This is a genomic window from Anabaena sp. UHCC 0451 (genome assembly GCF_034931405.1).
Taxonomy (GTDB): Bacteria; Cyanobacteriota; Cyanobacteriia; order Cyanobacteriales; family Nostocaceae; genus RDYJ01.
On sequence record NZ_JAYGHA010000017.1, the window covers coordinates 78,504 to 103,128 of the forward strand.

Annotated in this window: 24 protein-coding genes and 1 pseudogene; 14 read left to right on the top strand and 11 right to left on the bottom strand. The window is 36.9% G+C overall.

Annotated elements, in window-relative coordinates; all coding sequences use genetic code 11:
- Positions 1-60: 60 nt before the first annotated feature.
- Positions 61-1,008: a 4-(cytidine 5'-diphospho)-2-C-methyl-D-erythritol kinase gene (gene ispE / locus VB694_RS13545; protein WP_323360842.1), complete on the bottom strand. Its 948-nt coding sequence runs from the start codon at positions 1,006-1,008 to the stop codon at positions 61-63.
- 68 nt (positions 1,009-1,076) lie between these two features.
- Positions 1,077-1,892 (bottom strand): 16S rRNA (adenine(1518)-N(6)/adenine(1519)-N(6))-dimethyltransferase RsmA, encoded by an 816-nt coding sequence (rsmA, locus tag VB694_RS13550; protein ID WP_323360843.1) that lies wholly within the window; start codon positions 1,890-1,892, stop codon positions 1,077-1,079.
- 346 nt (positions 1,893-2,238) lie between these two features.
- Here rsmA and VB694_RS13555 point away from each other — a divergent pair, with 346 nt between their 5' ends.
- Together VB694_RS13555 and VB694_RS13560 are read left to right on the top strand one after the other, a co-directional pair.
- Positions 2,239-2,799, top strand: coding sequence for a sporulation/spore germination protein (locus VB694_RS13555; RefSeq protein ID WP_323360844.1), 561 nt, complete (start codon positions 2,239-2,241; stop codon positions 2,797-2,799).
- Between the two features lie 427 nt (positions 2,800-3,226).
- Positions 3,227-4,918 carry an MBL fold metallo-hydrolase gene (locus VB694_RS13560; RefSeq protein ID WP_323360845.1) on the top strand — a complete coding sequence of 564 codons (1,692 nt, stop codon included), beginning with the start codon at positions 3,227-3,229 and terminating at the stop codon, positions 4,916-4,918.
- Positions 4,919-4,961: 43 nt separating this feature from the next.
- On the opposite strand, the gene VB694_RS13565 is transcribed toward VB694_RS13560, so the two are convergent.
- The 7 genes from VB694_RS13565 to VB694_RS13595 all read right to left on the bottom strand — a co-directional run bounded on the left by VB694_RS13565 (position 4,962) and on the right by VB694_RS13595 (position 11,884).
- Positions 4,962-5,273, bottom strand: a complete 312-nt coding sequence (locus VB694_RS13565; RefSeq protein ID WP_323360846.1) for a DUF6679 family protein — start codon at positions 5,271-5,273, stop codon at positions 4,962-4,964.
- Between the two features lie 680 nt (positions 5,274-5,953).
- Entirely contained in the window at positions 5,954-6,169 is a 216-nt protein-coding gene (locus VB694_RS13570; RefSeq protein WP_323360847.1) for a hypothetical protein, read from the bottom strand.
- 306 nt (positions 6,170-6,475) lie between these two features.
- Positions 6,476-7,264 carry a Nif3-like dinuclear metal center hexameric protein gene (locus tag VB694_RS13575; RefSeq protein WP_323360848.1) on the bottom strand — a complete coding sequence of 263 codons (789 nt, stop codon included), beginning with the start codon at positions 7,262-7,264 and terminating at the stop codon, positions 6,476-6,478.
- A gap of 336 nt (positions 7,265-7,600) precedes the next feature.
- Positions 7,601-8,947: a protein kinase domain-containing protein gene (locus VB694_RS13580; protein WP_323360849.1), complete on the bottom strand. Its 1,347-nt coding sequence runs from the start codon at positions 8,945-8,947 to the stop codon at positions 7,601-7,603.
- A gap of 167 nt (positions 8,948-9,114) precedes the next feature.
- Entirely contained in the window at positions 9,115-9,528 is a 414-nt protein-coding gene (locus VB694_RS13585; protein WP_323360850.1) for a secondary thiamine-phosphate synthase enzyme YjbQ, read from the bottom strand.
- Between the two features lie 74 nt (positions 9,529-9,602).
- Positions 9,603-10,685 carry a glycosyl transferase gene (locus VB694_RS13590; protein ID WP_323360851.1) on the bottom strand — a complete coding sequence of 361 codons (1,083 nt, stop codon included), beginning with the start codon at positions 10,683-10,685 and terminating at the stop codon, positions 9,603-9,605.
- A 41-nt stretch (positions 10,686-10,726) separates the two neighbouring features.
- A complete protein-coding gene (locus tag VB694_RS13595; RefSeq protein ID WP_323360898.1) occupies positions 10,727-11,884 on the bottom strand; it encodes an aminotransferase class V-fold PLP-dependent enzyme in 1,158 nt (385 codons plus the stop codon).
- Between the two features lie 135 nt (positions 11,885-12,019).
- Between VB694_RS13595 and VB694_RS13600 the strand changes: the two genes are divergently transcribed.
- The 8 genes from VB694_RS13600 to VB694_RS13635 all read left to right on the top strand — a co-directional run bounded on the left by VB694_RS13600 (position 12,020) and on the right by VB694_RS13635 (position 20,780).
- Positions 12,020-13,477 carry a TM0106 family RecB-like putative nuclease gene (locus VB694_RS13600; protein ID WP_323360852.1) on the top strand — a complete coding sequence of 486 codons (1,458 nt, stop codon included), beginning with the start codon at positions 12,020-12,022 and terminating at the stop codon, positions 13,475-13,477.
- 114 nt (positions 13,478-13,591) lie between these two features.
- A complete protein-coding gene (locus tag VB694_RS13605; protein WP_323360853.1) occupies positions 13,592-14,782 on the top strand; it encodes an esterase-like activity of phytase family protein in 1,191 nt (396 codons plus the stop codon).
- Positions 14,783-15,298: 516 nt separating this feature from the next.
- Complete coding sequence (locus VB694_RS13610; protein ID WP_323360854.1) at positions 15,299-16,876, top strand: serine/threonine-protein kinase; 1,578 nt, start codon at positions 15,299-15,301, stop codon at positions 16,874-16,876.
- Between the two features lie 166 nt (positions 16,877-17,042).
- Positions 17,043-18,542: a serine/threonine-protein kinase gene (locus tag VB694_RS13615; protein ID WP_323360855.1), complete on the top strand. Its 1,500-nt coding sequence runs from the start codon at positions 17,043-17,045 to the stop codon at positions 18,540-18,542.
- Positions 18,543-18,789: 247 nt separating this feature from the next.
- Positions 18,790-18,936: a hypothetical protein gene (locus VB694_RS13620; RefSeq protein WP_323360856.1), complete on the top strand. Its 147-nt coding sequence runs from the start codon at positions 18,790-18,792 to the stop codon at positions 18,934-18,936.
- Between the two features lie 788 nt (positions 18,937-19,724).
- Positions 19,725-19,958, top strand: a complete 234-nt coding sequence (locus tag VB694_RS13625; RefSeq protein ID WP_323360857.1) for a hypothetical protein — start codon at positions 19,725-19,727, stop codon at positions 19,956-19,958.
- Positions 19,959-19,964: 6 nt separating this feature from the next.
- Positions 19,965-20,363: a type II toxin-antitoxin system VapC family toxin gene (locus VB694_RS13630; protein ID WP_323360858.1), complete on the top strand. Its 399-nt coding sequence runs from the start codon at positions 19,965-19,967 to the stop codon at positions 20,361-20,363.
- Positions 20,364-20,594: 231 nt separating this feature from the next.
- Positions 20,595-20,780, top strand: coding sequence for a hypothetical protein (locus VB694_RS13635; RefSeq protein ID WP_323360859.1), 186 nt, complete (start codon positions 20,595-20,597; stop codon positions 20,778-20,780).
- Between the two features lie 15 nt (positions 20,781-20,795).
- Here VB694_RS13635 and VB694_RS13640 read toward each other — a convergent pair whose 3' ends face one another.
- Positions 20,796-21,968 carry a DNA cytosine methyltransferase gene (locus VB694_RS13640; protein WP_323360860.1) on the bottom strand — a complete coding sequence of 391 codons (1,173 nt, stop codon included), beginning with the start codon at positions 21,966-21,968 and terminating at the stop codon, positions 20,796-20,798.
- 131 nt (positions 21,969-22,099) lie between these two features.
- Positions 22,100-22,699, bottom strand: a pseudogene (locus VB694_RS13645) (Uma2 family endonuclease).
- A gap of 269 nt (positions 22,700-22,968) precedes the next feature.
- Between VB694_RS13645 and VB694_RS13650 the strand changes: the two are divergent.
- From VB694_RS13650 to VB694_RS13665, 4 genes are all read left to right on the top strand, one after another.
- Positions 22,969-23,238 (top strand): colicin E5-related ribonuclease, encoded by a 270-nt coding sequence (locus tag VB694_RS13650; RefSeq protein ID WP_323360861.1) that lies wholly within the window; start codon positions 22,969-22,971, stop codon positions 23,236-23,238.
- Between the two features lie 30 nt (positions 23,239-23,268).
- Positions 23,269-23,556 carry a hypothetical protein gene (locus tag VB694_RS13655; RefSeq protein ID WP_323360862.1) on the top strand — a complete coding sequence of 96 codons (288 nt, stop codon included), beginning with the start codon at positions 23,269-23,271 and terminating at the stop codon, positions 23,554-23,556.
- A 338-nt stretch (positions 23,557-23,894) separates the two neighbouring features.
- Positions 23,895-24,110 carry a hypothetical protein gene (locus tag VB694_RS13660; protein ID WP_323360863.1) on the top strand — a complete coding sequence of 72 codons (216 nt, stop codon included), beginning with the start codon at positions 23,895-23,897 and terminating at the stop codon, positions 24,108-24,110.
- Positions 24,111-24,187: 77 nt separating this feature from the next.
- Positions 24,188-24,535 (top strand): type II toxin-antitoxin system VapC family toxin, encoded by a 348-nt coding sequence (locus tag VB694_RS13665; protein WP_323360864.1) that lies wholly within the window; start codon positions 24,188-24,190, stop codon positions 24,533-24,535.
- The last annotated feature ends 90 nt before the right edge of the window (positions 24,536-24,625 follow it).

The following is a 24,625-nucleotide window of genomic DNA, read 5'->3' on the forward strand; positions in this document are numbered from 1 at the left end:
GAATAAACTTTTGCCTTTTGCCTTTTGCCTCTTGCCTTCTTAATGTCACCTGTCACCTATTCACTTTAATATGTGAATTCCATTGGCAATTGTCCGAGTTACAAACAATTCTAAATCCTGATCAGGAATTGCTGCTCTAATTCGCTGCTTGACTATTTCCGCTTGTACTTTTGATTCCATAATCGCAAATACTGAAGGTCCAGAACCAGACATCATTGTTCCTAAAACCCCTTCTTGACTAGCAAATAATTCGCGCAGTTGTAATACTTGAGGATAAGCTGGCAATGCCACTTTTTCTAAATCATTGTGCATTTTTTTGGCAATTTTAGCTACATCTTTATCTGAGATAGCTTTGACAATTTCGCCTGAATGAACTGCATTAGCACGAGCCACTAAATCTTCAGTATTTTTAAGATAGGTACTACCAAATACTTGCCTATACGTTTTATAAGCCCAAGGAGTAGAAATTTCTAAACTCCGATATTTAGCTAATACTATATATATGTCATTTAAACTTGGTAACGGCGAAAGTTGTTCACCTCTACCAGTGGCAATTACTGTTCCCCCAGAAATACAAAATGGCACATCTGAACCGAGTTTTGCGCCCAATTCTTCTAATTCTAATTTAGTTAATCCCAAGTTCCAAAGTAAATCTATTCCCACTAACACCGCTGCTGCATTTGTCGAACCTCCAGCTAAACCAGCAGCAACAGGAATGTTTTTCTTGACAGTAATATCCATACCGCCGAAATTACTAAAAGCGTCGGGAAATTGCTGCGCCATTAGTGCGGCGGCTCGGTACGCTAAATTAGTATTATCTGTAGGTACTTGTGGGTGATTGCAGTAAACACGAATCGCTTCCGTACTAGCAGGGTGTAAATCAATTTGGTCTGCAAGGTCGATACTTTGGAGTATCATGGCTAACTCATGATATCCATCAGGACGACTACCAATGATTTCTAAATATAAGTTAATTTTCGCAGGTGCAATTAAACTATAAGAACGCATAATTAGTTGTTATTAGTCATTGGTTATTAGTTATTTCTTCCCAGTCCCCAGTCCCCAGTCCCCAGTCCCTAGTCCCCAGTCACCTGATTTACCAGTGTTACCCATTGTGCAACACTAAGGTCTTCGGCACGAACTTGGGGATTTATATTTAATTGTTCCAGTAATTGGGTCAAGCGATCGCGATCAATCACAGATTGCAAATTATTTCTTAACATTTTCCGCTTTGCCCCAAACCCTAATTTAACCAGACTTGCTAACTTTTTGGGGTCATAAACCGGAATTTCTATCTGTCGAGGTAGCAACCGCACCACAGCCGAATCAACTTTTGGTGGTGGGTAAAATGCACCAGCAGGAACTGTACAAATTAACTCACAATCTGCCAAATACTGCACCCGCACCGACAACGCCCCAAAAGTTCTTGAACCTGGATTAGCATATAATCTTTCGGCCACTTCTTTCTGTACCAGTAACACAATAGAATTAAATGGTTCTGGGTTGGGGTTAGCAATAGTACCCAGTAACTTTTCAATAATTGGACCAGTAATATTATAAGGAATATTCGCAACAACTTTATTTTGTTTTTGGAACTTAGGAAAAGCCGTCAGTTGGGATGCTACATCAAGACTAAGAAAATCCCCTTGCAGAAGTAAAAAGTTTTCTCTCTCACCTAGTTGTTTTGCCAGTAGTTTACATAAATCACGGTCAATTTCCACAGCCACTAAAGATTGAACTAGAGGTAATAAACGCCGAGTTAAAATTCCCGTACCCGGACCAATTTCCAAAATCCGATCATCTTCTTGACAGTCTGCTGCTTTAACAATAGAATTCAGGGCTTTTTCGCTTTTTAGCCAATGTTGAGCAAATTGTTTGCGAGGTTGCACCATTTATATTTATTTCTCCATGAATTAATTAAAAAGAAAATTTTCCCTAATAGTTGCCAATAGTCTCTGATTTGGTTTTAGAGTTAATGTATCTATCTAAGAACTTGCAGAAATTCTAAGTACAAACAGCTTATTAGATTTTGTAACTATATTTCCTATTTTATTTACCTCATGACTTACGCAACTGGCACATTGGTAGGGTGCATCAGATATCAACAATCTGTTTATTTGCAGGATTTATGCAGTCTGACGCACCCTACAACAGATTTTTGGTGTGACACGCAGCTTTAGTCCTATACCTGTTAAATCTGTAGAATAAGGTTACTTACAGAAATACCAAAACACGACTATGAACACCAAAATTAGATATATTTTACCCCTAATGGTATTAGCAGCTTGCGCCAGCATCAGCAGTTGCAATTCTAGCGATACTTTTGATAATACAACTTCAGCACCAACACCAAACAGCACAGTTACCCCAAATCCCCAGAATTCTCCAGTCACATCTGAACCATTTTCCACCCAACCCTCTCCCACTGCAACTTCTAAAGCTGTCTCTGGTAAAACTACCCAAGTCACCCTATACACAAGTGATGATCAATGTCAAGATTATATTTCTAAACAAGCTTCAGTATCAGCAGATGAATCCATGAACGAAGCCGTCGGTCAAATCATAGAGACACGAGATACATCTGATTTCAGCTTGTCTGGTTATCGTATAAATGTTAACAATGGAGTCGCTACAATTGATATGAGAATTGCCCCTGACTCTAAGCGACAAATAGCTTCTCTTTCTAGTTGTGAACAGTTCGCTTTGTTTGGGAGTCTCCGCAAAACCTTAACCAGCAATGCCCAATGGAAAATTAAAGATGTCCGCTTTACTGAGAAAGGTGAAGAAATCGTTTTTTAAACAGGGACTGGGGATTGGGGATTGGGGATTGGGGATTGGGGATTGGGGATTGGGGATTGGGGAGTAAATAATAATAAATTATGAATTATGACTAATGACTAATGAGTATATAACGGTATGCACTTGAATGAGATACACAATTAACCTAAAAGACTTTCAACCGTGTTCCCTGTTCCCTGTTCCCTGCTATAGTAAAGATTTCCTAGCGATTCTACCCGAATCTAGAATTAGACTATTACCATAAAAAAGTGTTTAATCGAGGATGGTAAGCAAATGGATGTTAAGCTGATTTTAGTGGGATTAACTGTTATATTTACTATTTCGTGCTTATTTTTCGGTACGAAAAACGGATTTTATGATTCAGACAATTATCATGGTAACGGTTCTGCACATTAACCACAGTTAGAGAGGAGTAAATTCCTAGAGCATGAGGGATGATCTGTCAGTATCCTCTCTTCCTAATGACGGGGAAGCGGCTAGTGAATTGGAATGCTTACCCTATAGTGTTCAGCATGAAGATGAAGGTGTTTGTCTACTAATAAGAATGGGTCCACACCGCATTTTGTTAGACTGTGGTGTGGGGGATATTTCATCTGTGACAAGAGGAATAACTAAATCAGCAAATCCTGGTAGTTTACCCTTACCAGCAGATTTAGTCTTGATTACTCATGCTCATCCAGATCATGCTAGGGGTTTATTAACGTTAAATCAAGCCTTTCCGCTATTGCCAATTTATGCTAGTGAGGTGACTAGCAAGTTATTGCCATTAAATTGGCCAGAACAAGCACCTGAAGAAATTCCTTCATTTTGTCAGGCGCTACCGTTGCGATCGCCTATAGAAATACAAGAAAATCTAATTGTAGAATTATTTCCCGCCGGTCATCTGCCTGGGGCTGTGGCTATTCTCCTCACCTACCACACCCAAAACCGTGATTATAAATTACTTTATACAGGAGACTTTTTTCTCTCCAACTCTCGGCTAGTAGACGGATTACGTTTAGAAGAATTAAGAGGCTTACATTTAGATGTACTCTTGATTGAGGGCAGTTATGGAACATCCCGCCATCCCCACCGTCGTAACCAAGAAAATCAACTCGCAGAAAGAATTAATCGCGCCATCGCAGATCATAGTTCTGTCATTTTACCCACACCCGCTTTAGGCTTAGGTCAAGAATTGCTGATGTTGTTACGTTCTCATCATCATTTTACTGGCCGGGATTTAGATATTTGGGTTGATGGTAATGTGGCTACGGGTTGTGATGCCTATTTAGAACTTTTACCCCACCTTCCCGCATCAGTCCAGAATTTTGCCCGTCATCAACCTTTATTTTGGGATGAACGGGTACGTCCCCGCGTGCGACGATTAAAAGTAGAAAATTTAGCTAATTTAGGCAGTTCTCCCTGTATTGTCCTCACTGACTCTACAGCAGATTTTGGTAAATATTGCCAACCCAACACAGGACCTTGGCTAATTCTCCTCCCAGAAAAAATTGATATCACAGTTAATCAAGAATATTTAGCACCGACTACCATTGAGAGTTATCTTTTAGCTCAACATAGTGATGGACCAGGAACAACTCAGTTAATTCATAATTTACGACCCCAACACGTCGTTTTTGTCCACGGTTCTCCAGCTTACTTAGCTGACCTAACTAGCTTAGACGAATTACAAAATCGTTATCATATTCATTCCCCAGCCGCTGGCATGGTTGTAGAATTACCAATTGGCGAAACATTTTTACAACCTTCTGCCCCAGAAACTAATTATGAAGGCGAGTTAACAGAGCTAGAAACAGTCATTACCATCACCCTACCAGATGCAATTACAAATGATCCCCGTTGGCAGCAATTTGCGGATACTGGTTTAATAGAAGCTCGTTGGCAGGGAGAAGAACTAGTATTAAGGGGCTTGTCTCAAAGAGAACTGCTGAATCAAAATAGTGTAGATATAGCCCGCAGCAAGCATCTTCACTCATGGTCTGATCTAGAATGCTGCGGTACGTGCAGATACCAAAGAGGGCAACGGTGTTGGAATTCCGCCGCCCCGTTGTATAACTTCAAAGTTACCCTGGAAGGTTATTGTCCTGCTTTTGAACGTTTAGCTGATCATGAATCCTGAATCAGAATTTGCGACTCAGAACTCACAACCCAGCACTAAATAGTTAGTCTGGATTCAAGTCAGTAAAACGATTGCGGATACGTTCCGACTCAGGACAATCTTCAGTCATCAGAGGTTCCACATTACTCCGTGATACGGAGGCTAATTTCTGTGTTACCGAGCCAATGCTTTCTAGGCGAACCATCTCTTCCCAAGAACAAACTTCGTCTTCTTCATCGGTTTCATAGCGTAGAGTCACTAAATCACCCTCTATATCGATGATGCGGGCCCGCTCTATCCAGCGTTGCTGATCCCGCAAAAAAACACATACCTCCCGCCCATCGCAACACAGTTGATAAATTTTGCGGTGTAGCATGTACTGCTTCTGCCTTTTTAAACAACGTAGTTAAACCTGTCAAAATCCGGGTTTTAACCCCGGTCAGAAATACCCTCAAGAGGCCAATTTCACGCTTCATAACTAGTATGTTTATTACCCAATCTCAGAACGACTCGGTGGTAGTAGTCAAATATCAGGAAATCTTGGGTCATAAACTAATGGTTACTGCATCAGTTGAATTTAATCTCTTTTGGGTCAATGCTAGGTAATGTCTACTTTATAAAAGTTAAACATTTCTGAATTTGTCCTAACTAGGTTAGTATGTGGTAGTTATTCCTTACTACCATCATGTAATAAATAGTGCTGCAAAACAAGCGTAAATTGCGGTTGTTTGAGTTGCCTACTTGTAATCATTGGCATTTCTAGGAAGTCTGGGGACTTGGCTGTACTTTTAACCCTAATGTATTTGATCTTAACTCATTCTCAGACTTACCTTCATGGTTTTAAACAACAATCACCGAAGAGTTTTGAGTTTTGATCTGTAACCTGATGTCTAAAACAGCTATCTTACCTGTCAGTGGCAAAAATATGGGGAAATTTGTGGATGGGGGGAATTTTCTTATTTGTAATTTCCTGACTGTTATTTAAATAAAATCTAACGCGTTTAATCTTTTTTAGAATCTTTACAAGATTTATCGGCAAGGTTTGTTGAGTAGTTGTTAGTGGGATTTATTCAATACGGGCAGTTCCATCAAATTGCTTGAGCAAGCTTCTCGTTTAATTTTACCTATGCGGATCGCTTCGTATAGGGTAGTAAGAGCTTTTAAATCATCTGAATCATAGCACCTAGTTGCCAGTACCTGAAGGAGTAAACCCTCTGATTCAACACTAAGATATCCCGTTTGGAAGGCAGATGCAATGAGTGTGCGAATCATGATAAACAAGGCAGAATGAACGATTTATTATTCCTAGTGTGGAACACTTGCTCCCAAAATACATTGATATAGGACAGTAACTATTGGTGATTCTCATTACAAATATATTGTGACTTCAATCACGAGCATAAAAAACAAATCCTATAATATCATAGAATATCTTCTAAGTGCTGAACTATTGTATGTCATATACAATACCAAGCTATTGAATAGATTTAAAGTCATTTTAAGTATTTAATTATACTATGATTTTCGTTGCTTAAGCAAACTTGTGTATTGAAAACTACAAAGAAAAATAATATTTTCTCAAGGCAAAAACTGGCGGAAATCTTCATCCTGTTGACTCAATTGCACCCAATTTAAGTTGAGTAATTGGAATTTTTGTACCAAGCGATCGCACGCTGGGCGTTCAGTGGCATAATGTCCAGCATCAATTAAAATCAGTCCTTGATCTCTACTTTCTTGGAACTGATGGAATTTGCAATCAGCGGTAAGATAGGCTTGAGCGTTGGTTTTCAAGACTGCGGAAATAAAACCAGCACCCGAACCACCCAAAACAGCAACTCGTGAAATTTGCTGTTGTAAATTCTCTGTCGGGGAAAAAATCAATTTTGGGGGCTGAAGTTGAGTTTGAATTGTGGTGAGTAATTCTTGCAATGTTAGAGACGGTTCTAGCATTCCTACCCGTCCATATCCTAAACCTGATTGGGTGGGAACTATGGGAGATACTGCTTGTAGGTGTAACATTTGCGCTAAAACATCCGCTGTGCCATCGTTTACCTGATCAAAATTGGTATGGGCGCTGTAGATACCGATATTGTGAGTAAAAGCTAACCTCACCATTTCTCCCAGTGCTTCCCCACTGCATAGAGATTTGGGGGGATTGAAAATTAGGGGATGATGGGCAAAAATCAGATTAGCATTGAGAGCGATCGCTTCTGCCATCACGGCTAAAGTTGGAGTTAAACACACTAATACTCGTGTTTCTTCCTCTAACACACCAGGCTGAATCTGCCAACCGCAATTATCCCAGCTTTCACACCAAGCAGGATTTGCCCATTCTTCAAACCAGGTGATTAAATCAGCAATTTTCATAAGTGTTTTAGCTGAGATTTTACGTAATTCTACAGTTAGAGTAAGTAGGTAGGCGTTGAAATTTATCGTTGAGGCAAGGCAAAAGGCAAGAGGCAAAAGGCAAGAGGAAAGAAACTTTGAGGGATTTTACATTTTGTAACATACCTCGTTTTTTTCAAGCCGACTTACTTAGATGAGGTTATTTTAGTCTAAATTTCAGTTAGATCCCCAACTTCTTCAAGAAGTCTGGGATCTGGGTATGTTACTTATAAGTACGAATGTAGATGTCACCTAGATACGAGATGATGAGGTATCAATTACTTTATAAGTTTCTTGTAGATACACATATAAAAATACTTAGGAAATACTTTTTATCAATGCTTGCTTAAACTCTTCCGCAGTCTGAAAAGTGATTTGCGGTTTTTCCACCAAGGCTAAATCTATCACTTCTGCTAATTTTTTAGGAATGCTTTTATTCCGCTGAAGAATAGGTACAGGGTCATTTTGCAAAACTGCCAACCAAGGATCACCAGTAAAATCACGGGGAAAATAGCCCGTCAGCATATTATATAAACAAGCTGCTGTTGCCCAAACATCAACTTCTGGTAGTGAGTTCTGAAAATCTAGTACCTGTTGACGTGGTATAAATGCAGGTGTTCCCATTTGATTTCCTGTCAGAGTTTGACCACTTAAACCTGCTAAATCAAAGGCTTTAGCTAAACCATAATCACCTATTTTTGCCACTATTTTATCATCGGCATAGGTAATCAAAATATTATACGGATTTAAATCTCGGTGAACAAAAACTTTATCTTTTCCCACCTTCTGATCAGCTAATTTAACATCAGTAATTTTGATTTGATGGGCATATATCAAACCTTCGAGAACTTGGATAATTATTTCTACAGCAATGTTAACAGGTAAACGCCATCCTGACCTTTGCATTAAGTCCCAAACATTTCCTCCTTCACAATATTCCATGATAAAAAAGAAAGTTTCCTCAGCAAAGCCATAATCTAGCAACTGTACTACATGAGGATGTTGTAAAGACTTTGTATTTTTTGCTTCCCCCAAAAACTGATGTATGCCTTCTTCTTTACCAGCGACTGCTGGGGACATCAACTTAATAGCCACAAATTTTCTTAATTTGATATTTTCTGCTAAAAATACTTCCCCTAAACCACCTTTCCCAAGAGATTTAACTAACTTGTAGCAGGAAATTGTTTGTAGATTTTCTTCACCTTGTAAGCCTAATTCCAGTAAGTGTTGAATCAGGTTTAAAAAATTTGGTTTTGCTTTTTTTTCTACAACTGGATTTGGGGTTTTAATTAGCTGTGATTCTTCGATTTCTATGCCTATTTTAAATAAAATATCTCCCAATTTAATTTCATCACCATCTTGTAAATCATATTCTGGGAAGTTTAACTTTAACCCTTCTTGTGGAGTTTGATGACGTTTTCTTTGACCAATTTTTTTACCATTGACAAAAGTGCCATTTAAACTTCCCAAATCGCGCACCCGAATATCTGGTGGATTAATATCTAATAAGCAGTGATAACGGGAAATAGTCATATCAATTTCATTAGCTAACTGTAGGTTACAATCATGGTTTCTGCCAATGATACAAGTGCTACGAGAGTCAAAATGATATTCCTTTCCAGAAAGTGTACCTTGAGTAATGGTGAGAGTAATTTTAGATGACATGGTTACGTTTAGGAGGTAAGTGAACGATTACATATATGAATTGATTTTATACTTATTTTACATTTGTAATTATGTTTCTTTTCGTTGGGTATAGGTTCTATCAAAAAAGTCATACCACATACACGGTTAGGTTAAGATACTTAATTAATTAGTATTAAATCACATTTTCAACCAGAAATATGAACTATCAATTCTCTGGTATGATTATGTTGGCGATGTTCCCAAATATAAATACCTTGCCATGTTCCCAAAACTAAATGACCATTATTAATGGGAATATTTTCGGAAGTATGGGTTAAAACTGTGCGGATGTGTCCTGGCATATCATCAGCACCTTCGGCATCATGGATATAATCCCGGCCTTCTGGTACTAATTTAGCCATAAAATTTTCCAAGTCTATTAACACATCAGGGTCAGCGTTTTCTTGAATGACTAAACTGGCTGAAGTGTGACGCAAAAATAAAGTGCAAAGTCCTGTTTTTATCCCTGATTCTGCGACTATGGCAGTAATTTTTGAGGTAATGTTTTGAAAGGATTTGCCAGTGGTGGAAATTCTCAGTAATTTTTGGTAGTGTGTCATACCAAGTTTTTTAGATTTTAGATTTTAGATTTTAGATTTTGGATGTTAAATTGGGAGTATTTTCGCAATTTTATTTACAGTAACTGAAAATAATTAATCACGGCTTTAGCTATGGTTTCATTACCATCTTTAGCTATTGGTTGCGGGTGATTTGGTGGTTGGGGTAAGTCATGGAGAAAATCCCAATTTCCTGTGAAAAATTCTGTTGCTGTAATAATTTGATGGTGGTGATAATTTTTAATCCCTGCTAATAATAAATCAGCTTCAGCAAAATCATCACGAGGTATGGTAATGATAGGCAGTTCTAAACGTGTAGCTTCTGCAAAAGTGCTGTACCCAGGTTTAGAAACAACTCTTCCACAAATTGGCATAAAGTCAACAGGACGATATTGACGATTTTGCACTTTAATTAAGTTAGGTAACTCTGGTGCTGAAGCATCAAAGGTGATAAATTGCCAGTCAGGAAATTTCCTAATATTATCATAAGGAATTGCCTGTAATCCCAAACCTCCAAATGTGAGTAAAATTGTTTTTTCTGGTGGTGCAGTTATTCCCCAGGTAGTGCGTATTTCATCAATGGAAAAGTAGGGAGAACCACCCGTTAAACCCACATCCATGATATTGGGGAAAGCTGACATTGGTGTGTGGAAAGGAAGACGAAACAAGCGATCGCTTTTAGTATACCAATCACTAATCCAATCAGCAATTTCTATAAATTCTCCTCCCCAATCTCGATAAATAAAGTCCCAACTAAAGTTACTTGTCATCCAACAGGGAATATTTGCCGCTTTCGCAAACCCAGCCGCAAGAAAGGGAATATCCGCCAAAATGAGATTAACACGATTTTGGCGAATAAAATTAACTTCGGAAGCAATTAACGAATTTTGACTTTTTTTAATCTCTCTTAACTTTTCTAGAGTGGCTGCTTTATCCATTGTTAAACTATCAGTTTGAACCACACCTAAATCAAATGCACGTTGACGCAGGATAAAATCACCTTTGATATAGGATTCTAGCAGCCATCGAGGTGCTGTTGTGACAAGAATTAACAGCACTTCTGGACATAATTTTTGAATTGTTGCAGCTATTGATGCAGTGCGGGTAGTATGCCCAAAACCGTGATTAGTGATCGCTACATATAAAATTGGACGGTTCATATAGGAGGTAATGGGTAATTGGTAAACATTGATTTTGGCATTTACAGATGAGAGAATTTTGCTATTTCTTCTATTAATTGGTCAATTTCTGATGCTAATGTTAAGTAATGAACGCTAACCCGAATACAATTAGGATTGGCAATTGTGCGAGTTAGGATTTTTTGTGATTCTAAAAATTGCACTAATTTGGCGCTAGGTTGATGATTAGCCAGCTGAAATGAAACTAAACCGCTTTGAGGTGGAGAATTTTTTAAACATTTGATCTCAGGTAATTCTGTTAACTTTTGCCAAAGATATTTACTATTTTGACAAATTTGTTGATAGCGTTCCTCTGCTGTTCCCCATTGGTTATGAGTCGCGATCGCTTCCCTTAAACCCACATATAATGGAGTTGCTAAGGTGGAAACTTCATATCTTCGCCCATCTGGTTGCCAACTAATCGGTTGTGCTTGATTATTAGTAATTACTCCATCTAAGCCAATAAAGGTTGGCTGTAATATTTCTCGTGTTTGTGGTCGCACATACAAACCACCTACACCTGCTGGACCACATAACCATTTATGTCCAGTAAAAGCATAGAAATCTACCCCCAATTCTGTTAAATTTAAAGGTAGAACTCCAACTGATTGAGCCGCATCTACCAACAATAAAGAATTGTTGTTTCTGCATAATTCTGTGATTTTGTCAATAGGCAAAACTTGACCAGTATTCCACAAAACATGACTTAAAATTACTAGTCTGGTATTGGGGCGTAAATTTTCGGCAATAATAGTGACAGGATCACCCTCATTTAAAGTTGCCATCAGGGGACAAGTAGAGATTTCTATCCCAAACCTGCGGCTAATTTCCTTAGCAGTGGCAATTACTCCGGGATGTTCACAATCGGAAAGTAGTAAATGATCACCCTGTTGCCAATCAATACCCCACATTCCGATATTACAGCCAATGGTGACATTACCTGTCAGAGTAATTGTGTCAGGTGGTACATTTAATGTAGAGGCGATCGCTTCTCTAGTGGCTTGCATTTGAGGTGATATCCAGCGATAAGCCTCAGTACCAAAAGGTCCTATTTCCTGAATATGCGCTTGAGTTTGGGTGATAGCCTCCATTGCCCCTTGAGGCATTGGTCCTTGTCCCCCATAATTAAAATAAATCTTATTGGCTAAAGCTGGAAATTGTGCGCGATGGTGATGCAACATATCAATTTGAGATTTTGGATGTGAGATTTTGGAGATTAAAACTGTCATTGATCTTGAAAAACCGTATTAATAATTCTATTCCTCCTGCGTTCTACCTTATTCCCAAAATATCCTAATTATTGTTAGCTTAAAGGAATGTTAATTAATGCTGAACTTCTACTCCAATACCAACGCTGCAAGCGGCGGCCTTTTTTAGATACTCATGGTGACAATATCCAGCGAAATGTCACCCATGAATTGTTAATGAAAGTACAACAAGATAAAGTCACTCATAGACAAAGTGTGTTAGCAAACCTCGCTTATCATCAACCAGATTTTCCTTCAGGAAACTGGGAAGCAGGTGCAGCAGCAACGATAGAATTGATGCAGCAAGGGGTTGATATCATTCATCGTGGAGTTGTATTAGCTAACTACAATGAATACACTTTACTGAGTCGTCCAGATTTACTTGTCAAACAGCCAGGAACATCCATCTTTGGCGAATGGTTTTATGTTCCTGTGGATATTCAACTAGGTAAACGTCCCAAACAAGAATATCAAGTTATTGCTGCCTTTCACGCCGAAATTTTGGGCGTATTACAGGAAGTAACACTGGCAGAAGCTTGGCTGATATTGCGGAATCAGGACTCAACCTATGTGGTGGATTTGGATAAATGGACACCACAAATGTTAAATATTTTAACTGATTATACTGCTGTTATTCAGACACCAGCAGCACCAGAGGTATTTATTGCTCGGCAAAAGTGTAATCTATGTCATTGGTATAATCACTGTTATGAGGTCGCTAAATCTCAGCAACATCTCTCACTTTTACCAGGTGTGACACCAATTCGCTACACCCAATTGCAAGAATTATCTATCACGACATTAGACGCACTAGCTCAAACTAATCACAGCATTTTAGAGAACCTGATTGGTTTTGATACTGAAGTAGCATCCAAACTCATCGTCCAAGCGCAATCAGTATTAACAGCACAACCGCTAGTATTACCCTACGCCTTACCAGGCGAAAACCTGACATTTACAGCCCCCATTGAGCTATATTTTGATATTGAGGCACAACCAGATTTAAACTTAAATTATTTGTTAGGGGTGTTAGTTGTTGATAGACAAGCCAATACAGAACAGTTTCATTCATTTTTAGCAGAAACACCAGAACAAGAAGCACTAATTTGGCAGCAATTTTTAGATTTAGTTTGGCAATATCCCCAAGCGCCAATTTATCATTTTTGTGCTTATGAAGTTGATACAGTGAAAAAACTAGGCAGACTTTACCGCACACCTTATACCTCAGTCGGTCCGCTACTCAATCGGTTTGTAGATATTTATGAACAATTAACACAAAGTGTTGCTTTACCAATCGAAAGTTATGCTCTCAAAGCGATCGCTCGTTGGTTAGGATTTGAATGGCGTGATCAAGAAGCTAGTGGTGCAAAGTGTATTTATTGGTATGATCAATGGTTAGAAATAGGCGATCGCACCTTACTAGAACTAATCCAACGTTACAACGAAGACGACTGTCGCGCCACCCTTAAAGTTAAAGACTGGCTAGTTGAATTTTTTCAGACCGAAGATGCTAAAAAATTTGCATAAACGCTTTTATAGCTTACACAAATTCGCCAAAATCCACCACACCCAAACTAAATCCTACTTTCCCAATTTTTAATTTTTACCCAATTTTTAATTTTTAAGTGGTATAAGCTAACTATGCAATTGTTCAAAAAAATTAAGAAACTACCATTAATTATTTACTTTACCATTACCATTACCATAATCATTATCAGTTTATTCTTCAGTAATATTGCCTCGGCAAAAGTGACGGTAACTGGTATAGATTTTATTGGTGCAGCCACTTTACCCACGGGATTATCTTTCCAAAAAACCGAACTGGGAGGACTATCGGGAATTACTTATGATGCCAAGAAAGACCTTTACTATGCCATTTCTGACGACAGAGGACAAAACTCACCTGCGCGATTTTATACACTAAAAATTGACCTCAGCCAAGGTAAATTAACAAAAGACGGAGTTACTCCCGTAGCAGTCACCACCTTATTAAATCAAAATAATCAAAAATTTATTCCTAGTACCACTGATACAGAAGGTATTGCTTTAAGTAACAAAGAAACTCTATTTATTACTTCTGAAGGAGATGTACAGAAATTAATTAATCCTTTTATTAAAGAATTCTCCCTTACTTCTGGCCAGGCTATTACCACTTTACCCATCGCCAAAAAATTTTTACCAGATTCAAAAAATCAGCAGGGTATCCGTAATAATTTAGCTTTTGAAAGCCTCACCATCACACCCAATCACCAATTATTATTTACAGCAACTGAAAACGCCCTAATTCAAGATGGTGCAGCAGCAAAACCTGGCTCTGGTACTCTATGCCGAATTTTACAATATAATCTTGCTAACTATCAGCCTGAAAAAGAATATCTTTATCCAACACAACCAGTCACACCCATATTTAATCTGATTGGCAGATTTGATAGTGGATTACCAGATTTACTATCCTTAGATAATCAAGGACACTTACTAAGTTTGGAAAGGACTTTTACAGGTCTAGGATTTGCTATTTCTCTGTTTCAAATTTCCCTGGAAAATGCCGATGATATTCATAACATTGATAGCCTTTCCAGTATTGGCATGAGAAAAATCAACCCAGTAGAGAAAAAACTACTTTTAGATTTACAAACTCTAGACGTAGCATTAGACAATATTGAAGGCTTAACCCTTGGTCCGAAACTACCTGATGGAGAAACTTCGTTAATTTTAGTCAGTGACAACAATTTCAACAGACTGCAAACCACCCAAATCCTAGCCTTTAAACTCAAGCTCGAATCACCCTTAACCCGGTTACTACGTCTGCTACGAGTTCCCCTTCCTCAATAAATACTCGGACATATACAGGACTTACGCAACTGGCACATTGGTAGGGTGCGTCAGATATCAACAATCTGTTTATTTACAGCATTTATGCAGTCTGACGCACCCTACAACAGATTTTTGGTGTGACACTTGCGTAATTCCTAGTATAATTACTGAAACTTTTAGTTGTAATTCAATGTAATTTAAGTATTGTTACAGCTACACGATAATCACTAAAATATGTTACACAAGATGAGATGGCTTAAACATAAAGTCTATCAAGGTGATGTGATGTGATGTCAATTGACAGGATTTGATTCACCTAGAGAGATTCTTAGTCATTGGTGTCAAAAGTCATGGCTATTTTTGCCTTAACGAGTAGAGATTAATCCATGATAGATATTTACAAATCAAATGTGTCTACCATAGCATTATGAAGATTTGTATATATCAAGAAAAATCATAGTTGTAATAATTTTGCTAAAATATCCTGTAGTAAATATCTATATTGATTTTGTAGTCCAGCATAAAAACCAGGATATGAATGAATACAAAACGGCATCAGACATTTACATTGGTAAATTATTAAATAATCGTTATTTAATCAGAGATCTACTGGGTGCAGGAGGCATGGGTAGAGTTTACCTAGCAGAAGATGTCACCAAAAATTGTATATTAGTCGCCGTGAAAATGCTTTCTTTGAGTATAGGCAATAAACAGTTAGCTGAACGCTTTGGCAGAGAAATTTTTATTGGCGCTCAATTAGGTAAAAAAAGTCCACATATTACCCGTGTACTGACCTATGGCATCACTAACGAAAGAGTGCCATTTTATGTCATGGAACATCTGAATGGCAGAAATATCAAACAAATTCTCAAAATTGAAAGTTTAAGCATAGGTAGATTTTTAACAATCTGCCAGCAAATTTCTTTAGGTTTATATTGCGCTCATCAAGGAGTAACTCTGAATGGAAAAATTTATCCTATCATTCATAGAGATATTAAACCAGAAAATATATTTATTCATAATGAGGGTAAAAAAACCGAAATAGTCAAAATTCTTGATTTTGGTATTGCCAAATTTTTGACTGAGAGTAGTGGGATGACCATGACTGAATCGTTTATAGGTAGTTTACCTTACTCCTCTCCAGAACAAATGCAAGGGAAGAAAATTTTAGATGTGCGCTCTGATATTTATAGTTTGGGCTTGTTGATGTTTGAAATGCTCACAGGAAGACATCCATTTTATACAACAAGCCACTCTTTTAGCCTTTGGTGTAAACTTCATTGTATTCAAGCTCCCCCGACATTTGAAGAAGTTAATCCCCAGATTCAAGTTCCCCAGGAATTACAACAATTAGTCATGCGTTGTTTAGCAAAGGATGTAAATGACAGACCTCAGAGCGTAAAAGAAATATTAGATGATTTAGCTAAAATTAAAACACAATTTGAAGAAAATGCTGTTCATCATGATGATAAAATCCAGCCGGAGCATAATGTCAAACTAGTACCTTTAACATCAATTTCAGAACAAGCTTGTTGGCAAAAACAATGGCCTAAAAATAAACCAGTTGGACTAATTTGTTTTCCCCATCTTTTACATACATCTAAAGGCAATATTCCGACTCTTTGGGCGATGTTACCTCAAGCAGAAATTCTGAAATTTAAAGAAAAAACACATACCACTGAGTTTATTGGTAAAATAGAAGATTATCCAATGGTATTGTGGGTGACAATGTTACATGATGATTCTGATTTAATCAGATGGTTATCTTATTATTTAGATATTAAAGATAATAGAGAGGAAAAAATATTGCGTAATTTAGCAGGAATTGGCTACTTTCACTTATTACTTTTCGCCTATGAATCACCTCATCAATGTAGTCATGTTATAACTTTTTTGTTGACAGCAAAACAACGCCAATATCTCTCCGATGCCATTAATTTAAGTCAAGATATTAACAAGCTTACTTCTTCCATTCAAGCCAAATCTATGCTCAAGATAGAATATGAAAAATTTAAAAAAGAGTTGCTTCAAAAGATAAATATAACATCAAAAAAACCTGAACCTTTGTTTCGTTCGTGGCTAATGAGATTATTTGAGTTATTTAAATCTTAATCATAACTCTAGTACCGCTTTGCGAAAGTCAAAAGTCAAAAGTCAAAATTAAGACAGAATAGACTTTTCGGAGATTGAAAACGGTTCATTCACTTACGCCGCAGTGTACTAGTAACTAAGAGCAATTGATCAAAATCAATTCCATTCCAGATTAGAGGTTATTAAAGTGAACACAAGCCCATTTGCGTCTCCAGAAAATCAGGAGTTGCTTGTCAACCGTTATCAACTGCAAAAGGTAATCGGGAAAGGTGGCATGGGTGAAGTTTTTTTAGCATCTGATGTTTTACTAGGAGGTACACCAGTTGCCATAAAATTTTTATCCGAGACAGTTGTCAACCCCAAAGTTCAAGCTAACTTTAATCGTGAAGCTTTACTCAGTGCGGCATTGAGTCAAAAAAGTATACATATTGTCAAGGCTTATGACTATGGTGTGAGTAAAGGCGGTAAGGCATTTTACGTCATGGAATATTTATCTGGCAAGAGTTTAAAAGAGTTAATTCCCATATCTCTACCCATATTTCTCAATCTTTTACGCCAGATTTGTTTAGGCTTACAGTGCGCCCATAAAGGTATTACGGTTGATGGTCAAATTCATCCATTAATTCATAGAGATATTAAACCAGCTAATATTATCGTCATTCCTGATCCTATGTTGGGGCAGTTAGTAAAAATTTTAGATTTCGGGATTGCAAAATTCTTAAACTCGGCAACACCCAATAGAACCAAGGGATTTCATGGAACTTTGCCCTATTGTTCCCCAGAACAATTAGATGGAGGAGAATTAGACAGCCGTTCTGATATTTATAGCTTGGGTGTGATGATGTTTGAAATGTTGACAGGTAAAAAACCCTGGCAACCAGAAACTAACTATTTTGGCGCTTGGTATAAGGTGCATCAATTTGAAAAACCCAGAGCTATTGCCGATGTCAATCCTTATATTGAAATACCTCAGCAGTTAAATGATTTAATCATGGCTTGTCTGGAAAAAAAACCAGAAAATAGACCTCAAAATATAGACAAAATTTTGCAAATATTGGCAAATATAGAAAAGTCCAGCCAACAACAGAAAGTCACAAATGTAGATAAAAAATCTACTGCTGATTTTTCTTTGGGTTCTGAGTATTCAGAAAAAATTACTCATAGCTACGGTCAGCTTATTTGGCCTAAAGATAAACCTACTCAGGAAATTGTGTTTCCTCAGCTGATAGATACGCAAGAAGTATCTCTTTGTTCTGTGTGGCTAATGTTACCACAGGAAGAAATTAAAAATCGTGCTGTTACTAAGCGATACAATCAGTTTATCTTTATTACATCTCCTCACCCAATGCTGCTGTGGTTAACAGTGCTTTACAATCGCCAACTTGGACCCAAATGGTTGCCATGCTATCTAGATATGCAAAATCCCCATAATCTTCAGCTAGTATCAGCATTGGCGGCCAATAATTCCTACCCTTTGTTTCTTTTCACTCTAGAACCCCCCCATAATTGCGTCCACATCCTCAACAGTAACATTGCTCCAGCACAGAGACAAAAGTTGAAAACTTGGGTCAAACAAAGTCAGCAACTACCATCTTCATCTCAATCACAAGTTAGTAAAAAGTTGTTAAAGCAGCATTACAAGCAGATACAAGATCAGATATTGGAGCATCTGGAAGGTGTTGCTTGACAATTTTCGGGTTAACACGAGTAGAACATAGTGATTGTGATTATCTATATTTAATTTATAATTTTTATAGATATCATGAATCGTTATATTTTTACTAAGTTAAGTTTTGTATCAGAGTTAATCAAATTCATAAGAAAATTAAATATCAATGTAACATGATAATTAGTAGCGTCAAGATAGAATATTTTCCTTTTCTGTTTTTAAAGGATATCAGGTAAGCTACGCTCTGATTTACTAATAGCAGAATATGGGAACTTTGGCAAGTAAACTTAATTGGGTAACACTAATGTCTAAGGAAAAAAAAGGTAATAAAGAAGCTAAAAAGCCTAAAAAAGATCCCAAGGATAAAAAAGATAAAAAAGACCCAAATAGATATGATGGTTTAAGTAAATAATACTCTTTTGTAGGGTATAACAAGAGTTTGAGGTGATTAAATTTTGACAGATTAATGGAATTGTCCGTGTAGATAGATGGATAATTCCATTTGATTTTTAAAGTAAAAATTAAACTTTTTTTAGCTATCTATTTCTATCGTATATTTATGGTTTCCTAATCATAACCAATTTTCTAAATTAACCCCTTCAATAAGAGGTATGAGATAGAACGTTAAATGAGTTATTCTGTAAGTTTTGAATCAGAGTCTATCACTGCAAAATTGAACCAACAAGAGATAGAAGATATAATATAGATGGTACAAGAAAAGATGATCCGTTGATAATAAAATTGCTGAAGATCCGGGTTCATTAGATTTAAGTGAAATTGATAATCCTCAAGAAAGTGTATCTATAGCTAAAAAATTTATTACTCAAGATTTACCAGAAGGAACTGCTTTCGTTTCTTTTGTTTTAGATGAATAAGAACATATATAAATAGCTAGTAGAATTGTCTTGTGGGGAACTGTGCGATTCCGACGGAGTGCTATCTCTACAAGACGCTACCGCGTAGCTTGCTTCCATTAGGGTACGCGATTACTAGGTTGCGCAACGCTTACGCTCACAACTACCCCAATTTTAAATGATTCCTGGGGAGCGCAACGCTTACGCTAATGCACTTCTCCCAAATTCCCCAAACAGCGATTACTAGGTCGCGCTTCACTATCGCACTTGTGTTATTTCTGAATATCTATGGTGTATAGTTAAGTTAAAGTAAGAACATAAGAAAAATTCGATAATGGTAAAAACTATGTTGCAAGCAATTGAAGGTATTTACAAATACGGTAAAGTAGAATTAAGAGAATTACCAAAAGATATTTCAGAAAGTCTTGTTATAGTTACTTTTTTAAAGTCTGAAAAACTTCCACAAAAAAAACAAATAATGCAGTTTGGTATGTTTTCTGGAAATCACCCATCAACAGAATCAGATTTTGAAATTGCTGAATTTCATGGAGATAGTGAAGATAGCTTAGACTGGTCATAAATACTTATGAAATATGTCTTAGATACTCATACTCTGATATGGTTTCTCGAAGGTAATCTCAAGTTAGGTGTAAATGCTAAAACTATCCTTTGTGATAGTAATTCACAGTTAGTTATTCCTGCAACTACTTTAGCTGAGGCTGTTTGGATTGTGGAAAGAGGTAGAACATCTATTCCTACTACTAAAGATGTTATTTTAGCAGTAGAATCTGATCCGCGTGTGGTAATTTATCCACTTGATCAAGAGGTAATTGAAATGACCATGAGTTTATTTGCTATTAATGAAATGCACGATAGACAAATTGCGGCAACTGCGTTAGTTTTAGCAAGTAAAGGCGAAGTTGTGCAGTTATTGACCTGTGATCAAAATATTACTGCTTCAGGTTTAGTTAATATTGTTTGGTAGTTTGTAGATACAAGTAAGCGATACCTTCCGTCAGTATTTTGCTATCGCTCACAACTACCCTAATTTTAAGCGATTCCTACGGAGCGCTTCGCTATCGCACCCCAACATTCCCAAACAGCGATTCCTACGGAGCGCTTCGCTATCGCACCCCAACATTCCCAAACAGCGATCGCTATTACAATGATTTTGAAAAGAAAAGTATAATACTTGAAGAGCATCCTAACCCATCCAATGTTTATCGCAGCTTTTAATTTAGGTAAATGGACTTTTCCATTCCCAAACGAATATAACATTCCCCGTATTGCTGGTAAAGAATTTTGGAATATGATTTACATTGATTACGATATTTTTGAAAAAAATATACGAGATATGTTACAGAAAATTGATCAAGCTTTTTCTGAATTAGCTAGAAAGTAGACACTTACAATTCTATTAATAAAAAAGAGAAAGTTGTTCAGCTATCTCTTTACCTTTAGATTTATTTCCGTGAATTAAATTAAAGAGATAAATACCAAGTTCTTCTGCAAGTAATACAGGAACTGCATTACCAATTTGTTTATATTTAGAACTGACAGAACCATAAAAAATCCAATCATCAGGAAAAGTTTGAATTTTCGCAGATTCACGGACAGTTAAAGAACGTAATTCTATAGGATGACACATATCTGTAGCTTTTTGATGGGGACTTGTTGTAATTGTTGGAGAAGGTTTATTCCAAGATAATCTTCTATAAAAACCTACTTTTCCACCTCCAGAATTATAAGCACCTCCCATAGCTTCTTTTTTTAATTCTTCTGGTAAATGTTTCCAGTTTTGTCCAGCTTCTAATAATCTTAAATATTTTAAGCGACTTTCTGGATAAGCCATAAATTCTCGTTCTGCATCAACCAAATCTGTGATAGCATCTCCTAAAGTCCGCCATTTAGGTAAAATTTTGCCATCTTTACAATATTTGGGAATAGGAAATGTAGGAGTTTCACCATCTCTAGAACCAATAAATACTACACGATCTCTATTCTGTGGAACACCATAATCTGCTGCTTCTAAAAGGTTATAAACTACGTTATAGCCTATTTCCTTCATTTCTGATAATACTACTTTCAAAGCAGCACCAGCCATTTCATCAGGTTCTAAAGGTGGGTAATCTTTTCCGCGTTGATTAATTGGTCTGTGACGAAGTGGAGCAGAAAGTAAACCTTTGACATTTTCCATTAAGAAAAAACGGGGTTGAACTTCTTTCACAATCCGAATAAAGTCCATAAATAAACTACCGCGAGGGTCCATAACTGAACCTCTTTTTCCTGCGGTACTAAATGGTTGACATGGTGGACCACCTGTAACTAAATCTACTTCACCAGGTTGTAAAGCACGTCCTAAATTTAAAACTCTTCCTCCCTCTTCTAGTAATTCTTGAGAAGTGATATTTTGTATTTCTCTGGGAATCGCACTTTCTTGAAGAAATGGACGATTAAGAGCAATTGTTTTTGCAGCATCACGGTCCTTTTCTACTACACTTACTGTATGAAATCCTGCTTTTTCCATCCCCAAGTCTAGACCAAAAGCACCTGTAAATAATGAAATGGAAATAGCTTTACCATCTATCATGCTTATTGCTCCCAAACAATTGCTAAAATAAATAATTATATAATGAGATGTATAAGAAACTTGCTCATATATAACTAATTAGATCAAGTGTATCACTCTTTGGAGATAGATAGATTTAATAATTGTAAACATTACCAAATCATCCCTAAATTCAAAACAAAACCCTTTAAAACATCTTCCCCCGAAACCGTAGCAGGAGATTCCAAAACCTCAACCTCTTTACCAGGTCTATAAATCTCCACTTGACGAGATTTGCGATTAATTAATATACCTAAAAGCACACCATTATCTATATATTCTTTCATCTTTTCCTGTGTAGTCTTCAAACTATCACTAGGAGAAAGTAACTCAATTATAAAATCAGGACAAATAGGAGGAAACTTTCGTTTTTCCTCATCAGTTAAAGCATCCCATTTTTCTAACTTAATCCAAGAAGCATCAGGAGAACGTTCTGCTTGCAGCAGCGATTAGCTATCTGCACCATTTGGTAACTTAAAACAAGTAGAAGAATCAAAAGCAATGCCAGTACCATCAGCATCAGTCCAGTTAAATAACTGTTGATTTAATCTACCATTACGATTTCCCGTTTCTCCTCCCGTTGGTGGCATAATTATTAACTCTCCATTTGCAGTACGTTCAAATCTTAAATCACGGTTTGCTTGACATAGTTTAAAAAACTGATCATCAGTCATTTTTATTACTGAATCTAAATTGACAGTTAAAGCATTCATTGTCATATCCTCATTGAATGTTCAGGGAGAAATTTTAACTAGAACAAAATAATATTCTTCAACGTTGGTTATATGAGTTAGAAACACATAAAATTGCTCAATCAAATCAATCTCAAGTTAAATTATCGGAATTACTTTTTTTACCTGAACTAGAAGAAACTGAACCATTGTTTAAACGAGATAAAGACACAGTTAGAGACATTACATTATAACTTATTTATTAGATACTTGTGTTATTTTTAAATATGTAAAAAACAAGTTCAATAAAGATGCAAAAATTAAATATTGGTGCAAAAATAAAAAAACAAATGAGTAAAAGGGGTTGGACAAAAGAAATGCTTGAATCAGTTTACTTTAATCCTAGCAAAACTGAACTAACAAAAGATAGACGATATAATATAGATGGTACAAGAAAAGATGATCCTGCTACTGTTTATTACCGTGGTGATGGTGCATATATCGTTTGTAATGATATTACAGGTGATGTAGTTCAAGTTAGTGATGTTAATGATCCTAACTGGATAGAAAAACAATACTAAATCATTATCAATAAAAAAGGAGTAGAAAATATGAAATTAATTGACCAATATCAGGAAACAGGAATTATTAAAGCTGGGGAATTACTATTATCTCCTGCTGATGCACTTGAGTTTATGAAAGAAATTGCAGAAAGGGAGATTTTAATATTAGGTGTAAATTTATGGTGTTATGTTGATAATAAAATTGCTGAAGATCCAGGTTCATTAGATTTAAGTGAAATTGATAATCCTCAAGAAAGTGTGTCTATAGCTAAAAAGTTTATTAGTCAACATTTACCAGAAGGAACTGCTTTTGTTTCTTTTGTTTTAGATGAATAAAAACATACATAAATAGCTGTAGAATAGTCTTGTGGGGAACTGTACGATTCCGACGGAGTGCTATCTCTATTCCTTCGGAACGCTACCGCGAACGCGATCGCACACAACTACCCTAATTCTAAACGATTCCTACGGAGCGCTTCGCTATCGCACCCCAACACCCCAAAACAGCGATTCCTACGGAGCGCTTCGCTATCGCTCACAACTACCCCAATTTTAAACGATTCCTACGGAGCGCTTCGCTATCGCACCCCAACATCCCTAAATAGCAATGGTTGTCAAATCCTCTTGAAATTATTATGCTTCAGATAGAAATGAATGATTAACGGAAAACTCAAATGACAATCAATACATCTATAGAAGAACGGCTTTCAGCAGTAGAAATTGCACTTACACAGTTACAAAAGCAAATTGTAGCTCCTCAACCAATGAATTGGCTAGAACAAATTACAGGTTCTTTTAAGAATGACTCAGCTTTTGAAGAAGTGCTTGCTTATGGAAGAGTAATTCGTCAAGGTGATGAATCCATTCTGGAAACGCCAGAAGAATCATGAAATATTTATTAGATACTGATCATCTGAGCATTCTTCAACGACAAACAGGAAACGATTACAGCAATCTTTCAACGCGGATGAATTGCTATCCATTATCAGATTTTGCTGTATCAACAGTGACATTTCACGAGCAGATGTTGGGTTGCCATGCTTATATTAATCGTGCGCGTAATGCTAATGATGTAGTCAAAGGGTATGAAATGATGACGCGACTCCTTAACGATTTCAAGGTATTACCTTTAGTCTCATTTGATACGGGAGCAGCAGAGGCATTTAATCAATTACAATCACAACGCATTCAACTGGCCAAGATGGATGCGCGAATTGCTTCAATTGCGCTTTTTCGTGGATTGGTTTTATTAACTCGCAATCATCAAGATTTTGGTAAGGCGACCGGATTATTACTCGAAGATTGGACAGTTTAAAACAGCGATCGCACTCCAACAGCCCCAAACAGCGATTCCTACGTATCGCTTCGCTATCGCACAAATAAGTTGTAGAAGGTTTAAAAATTT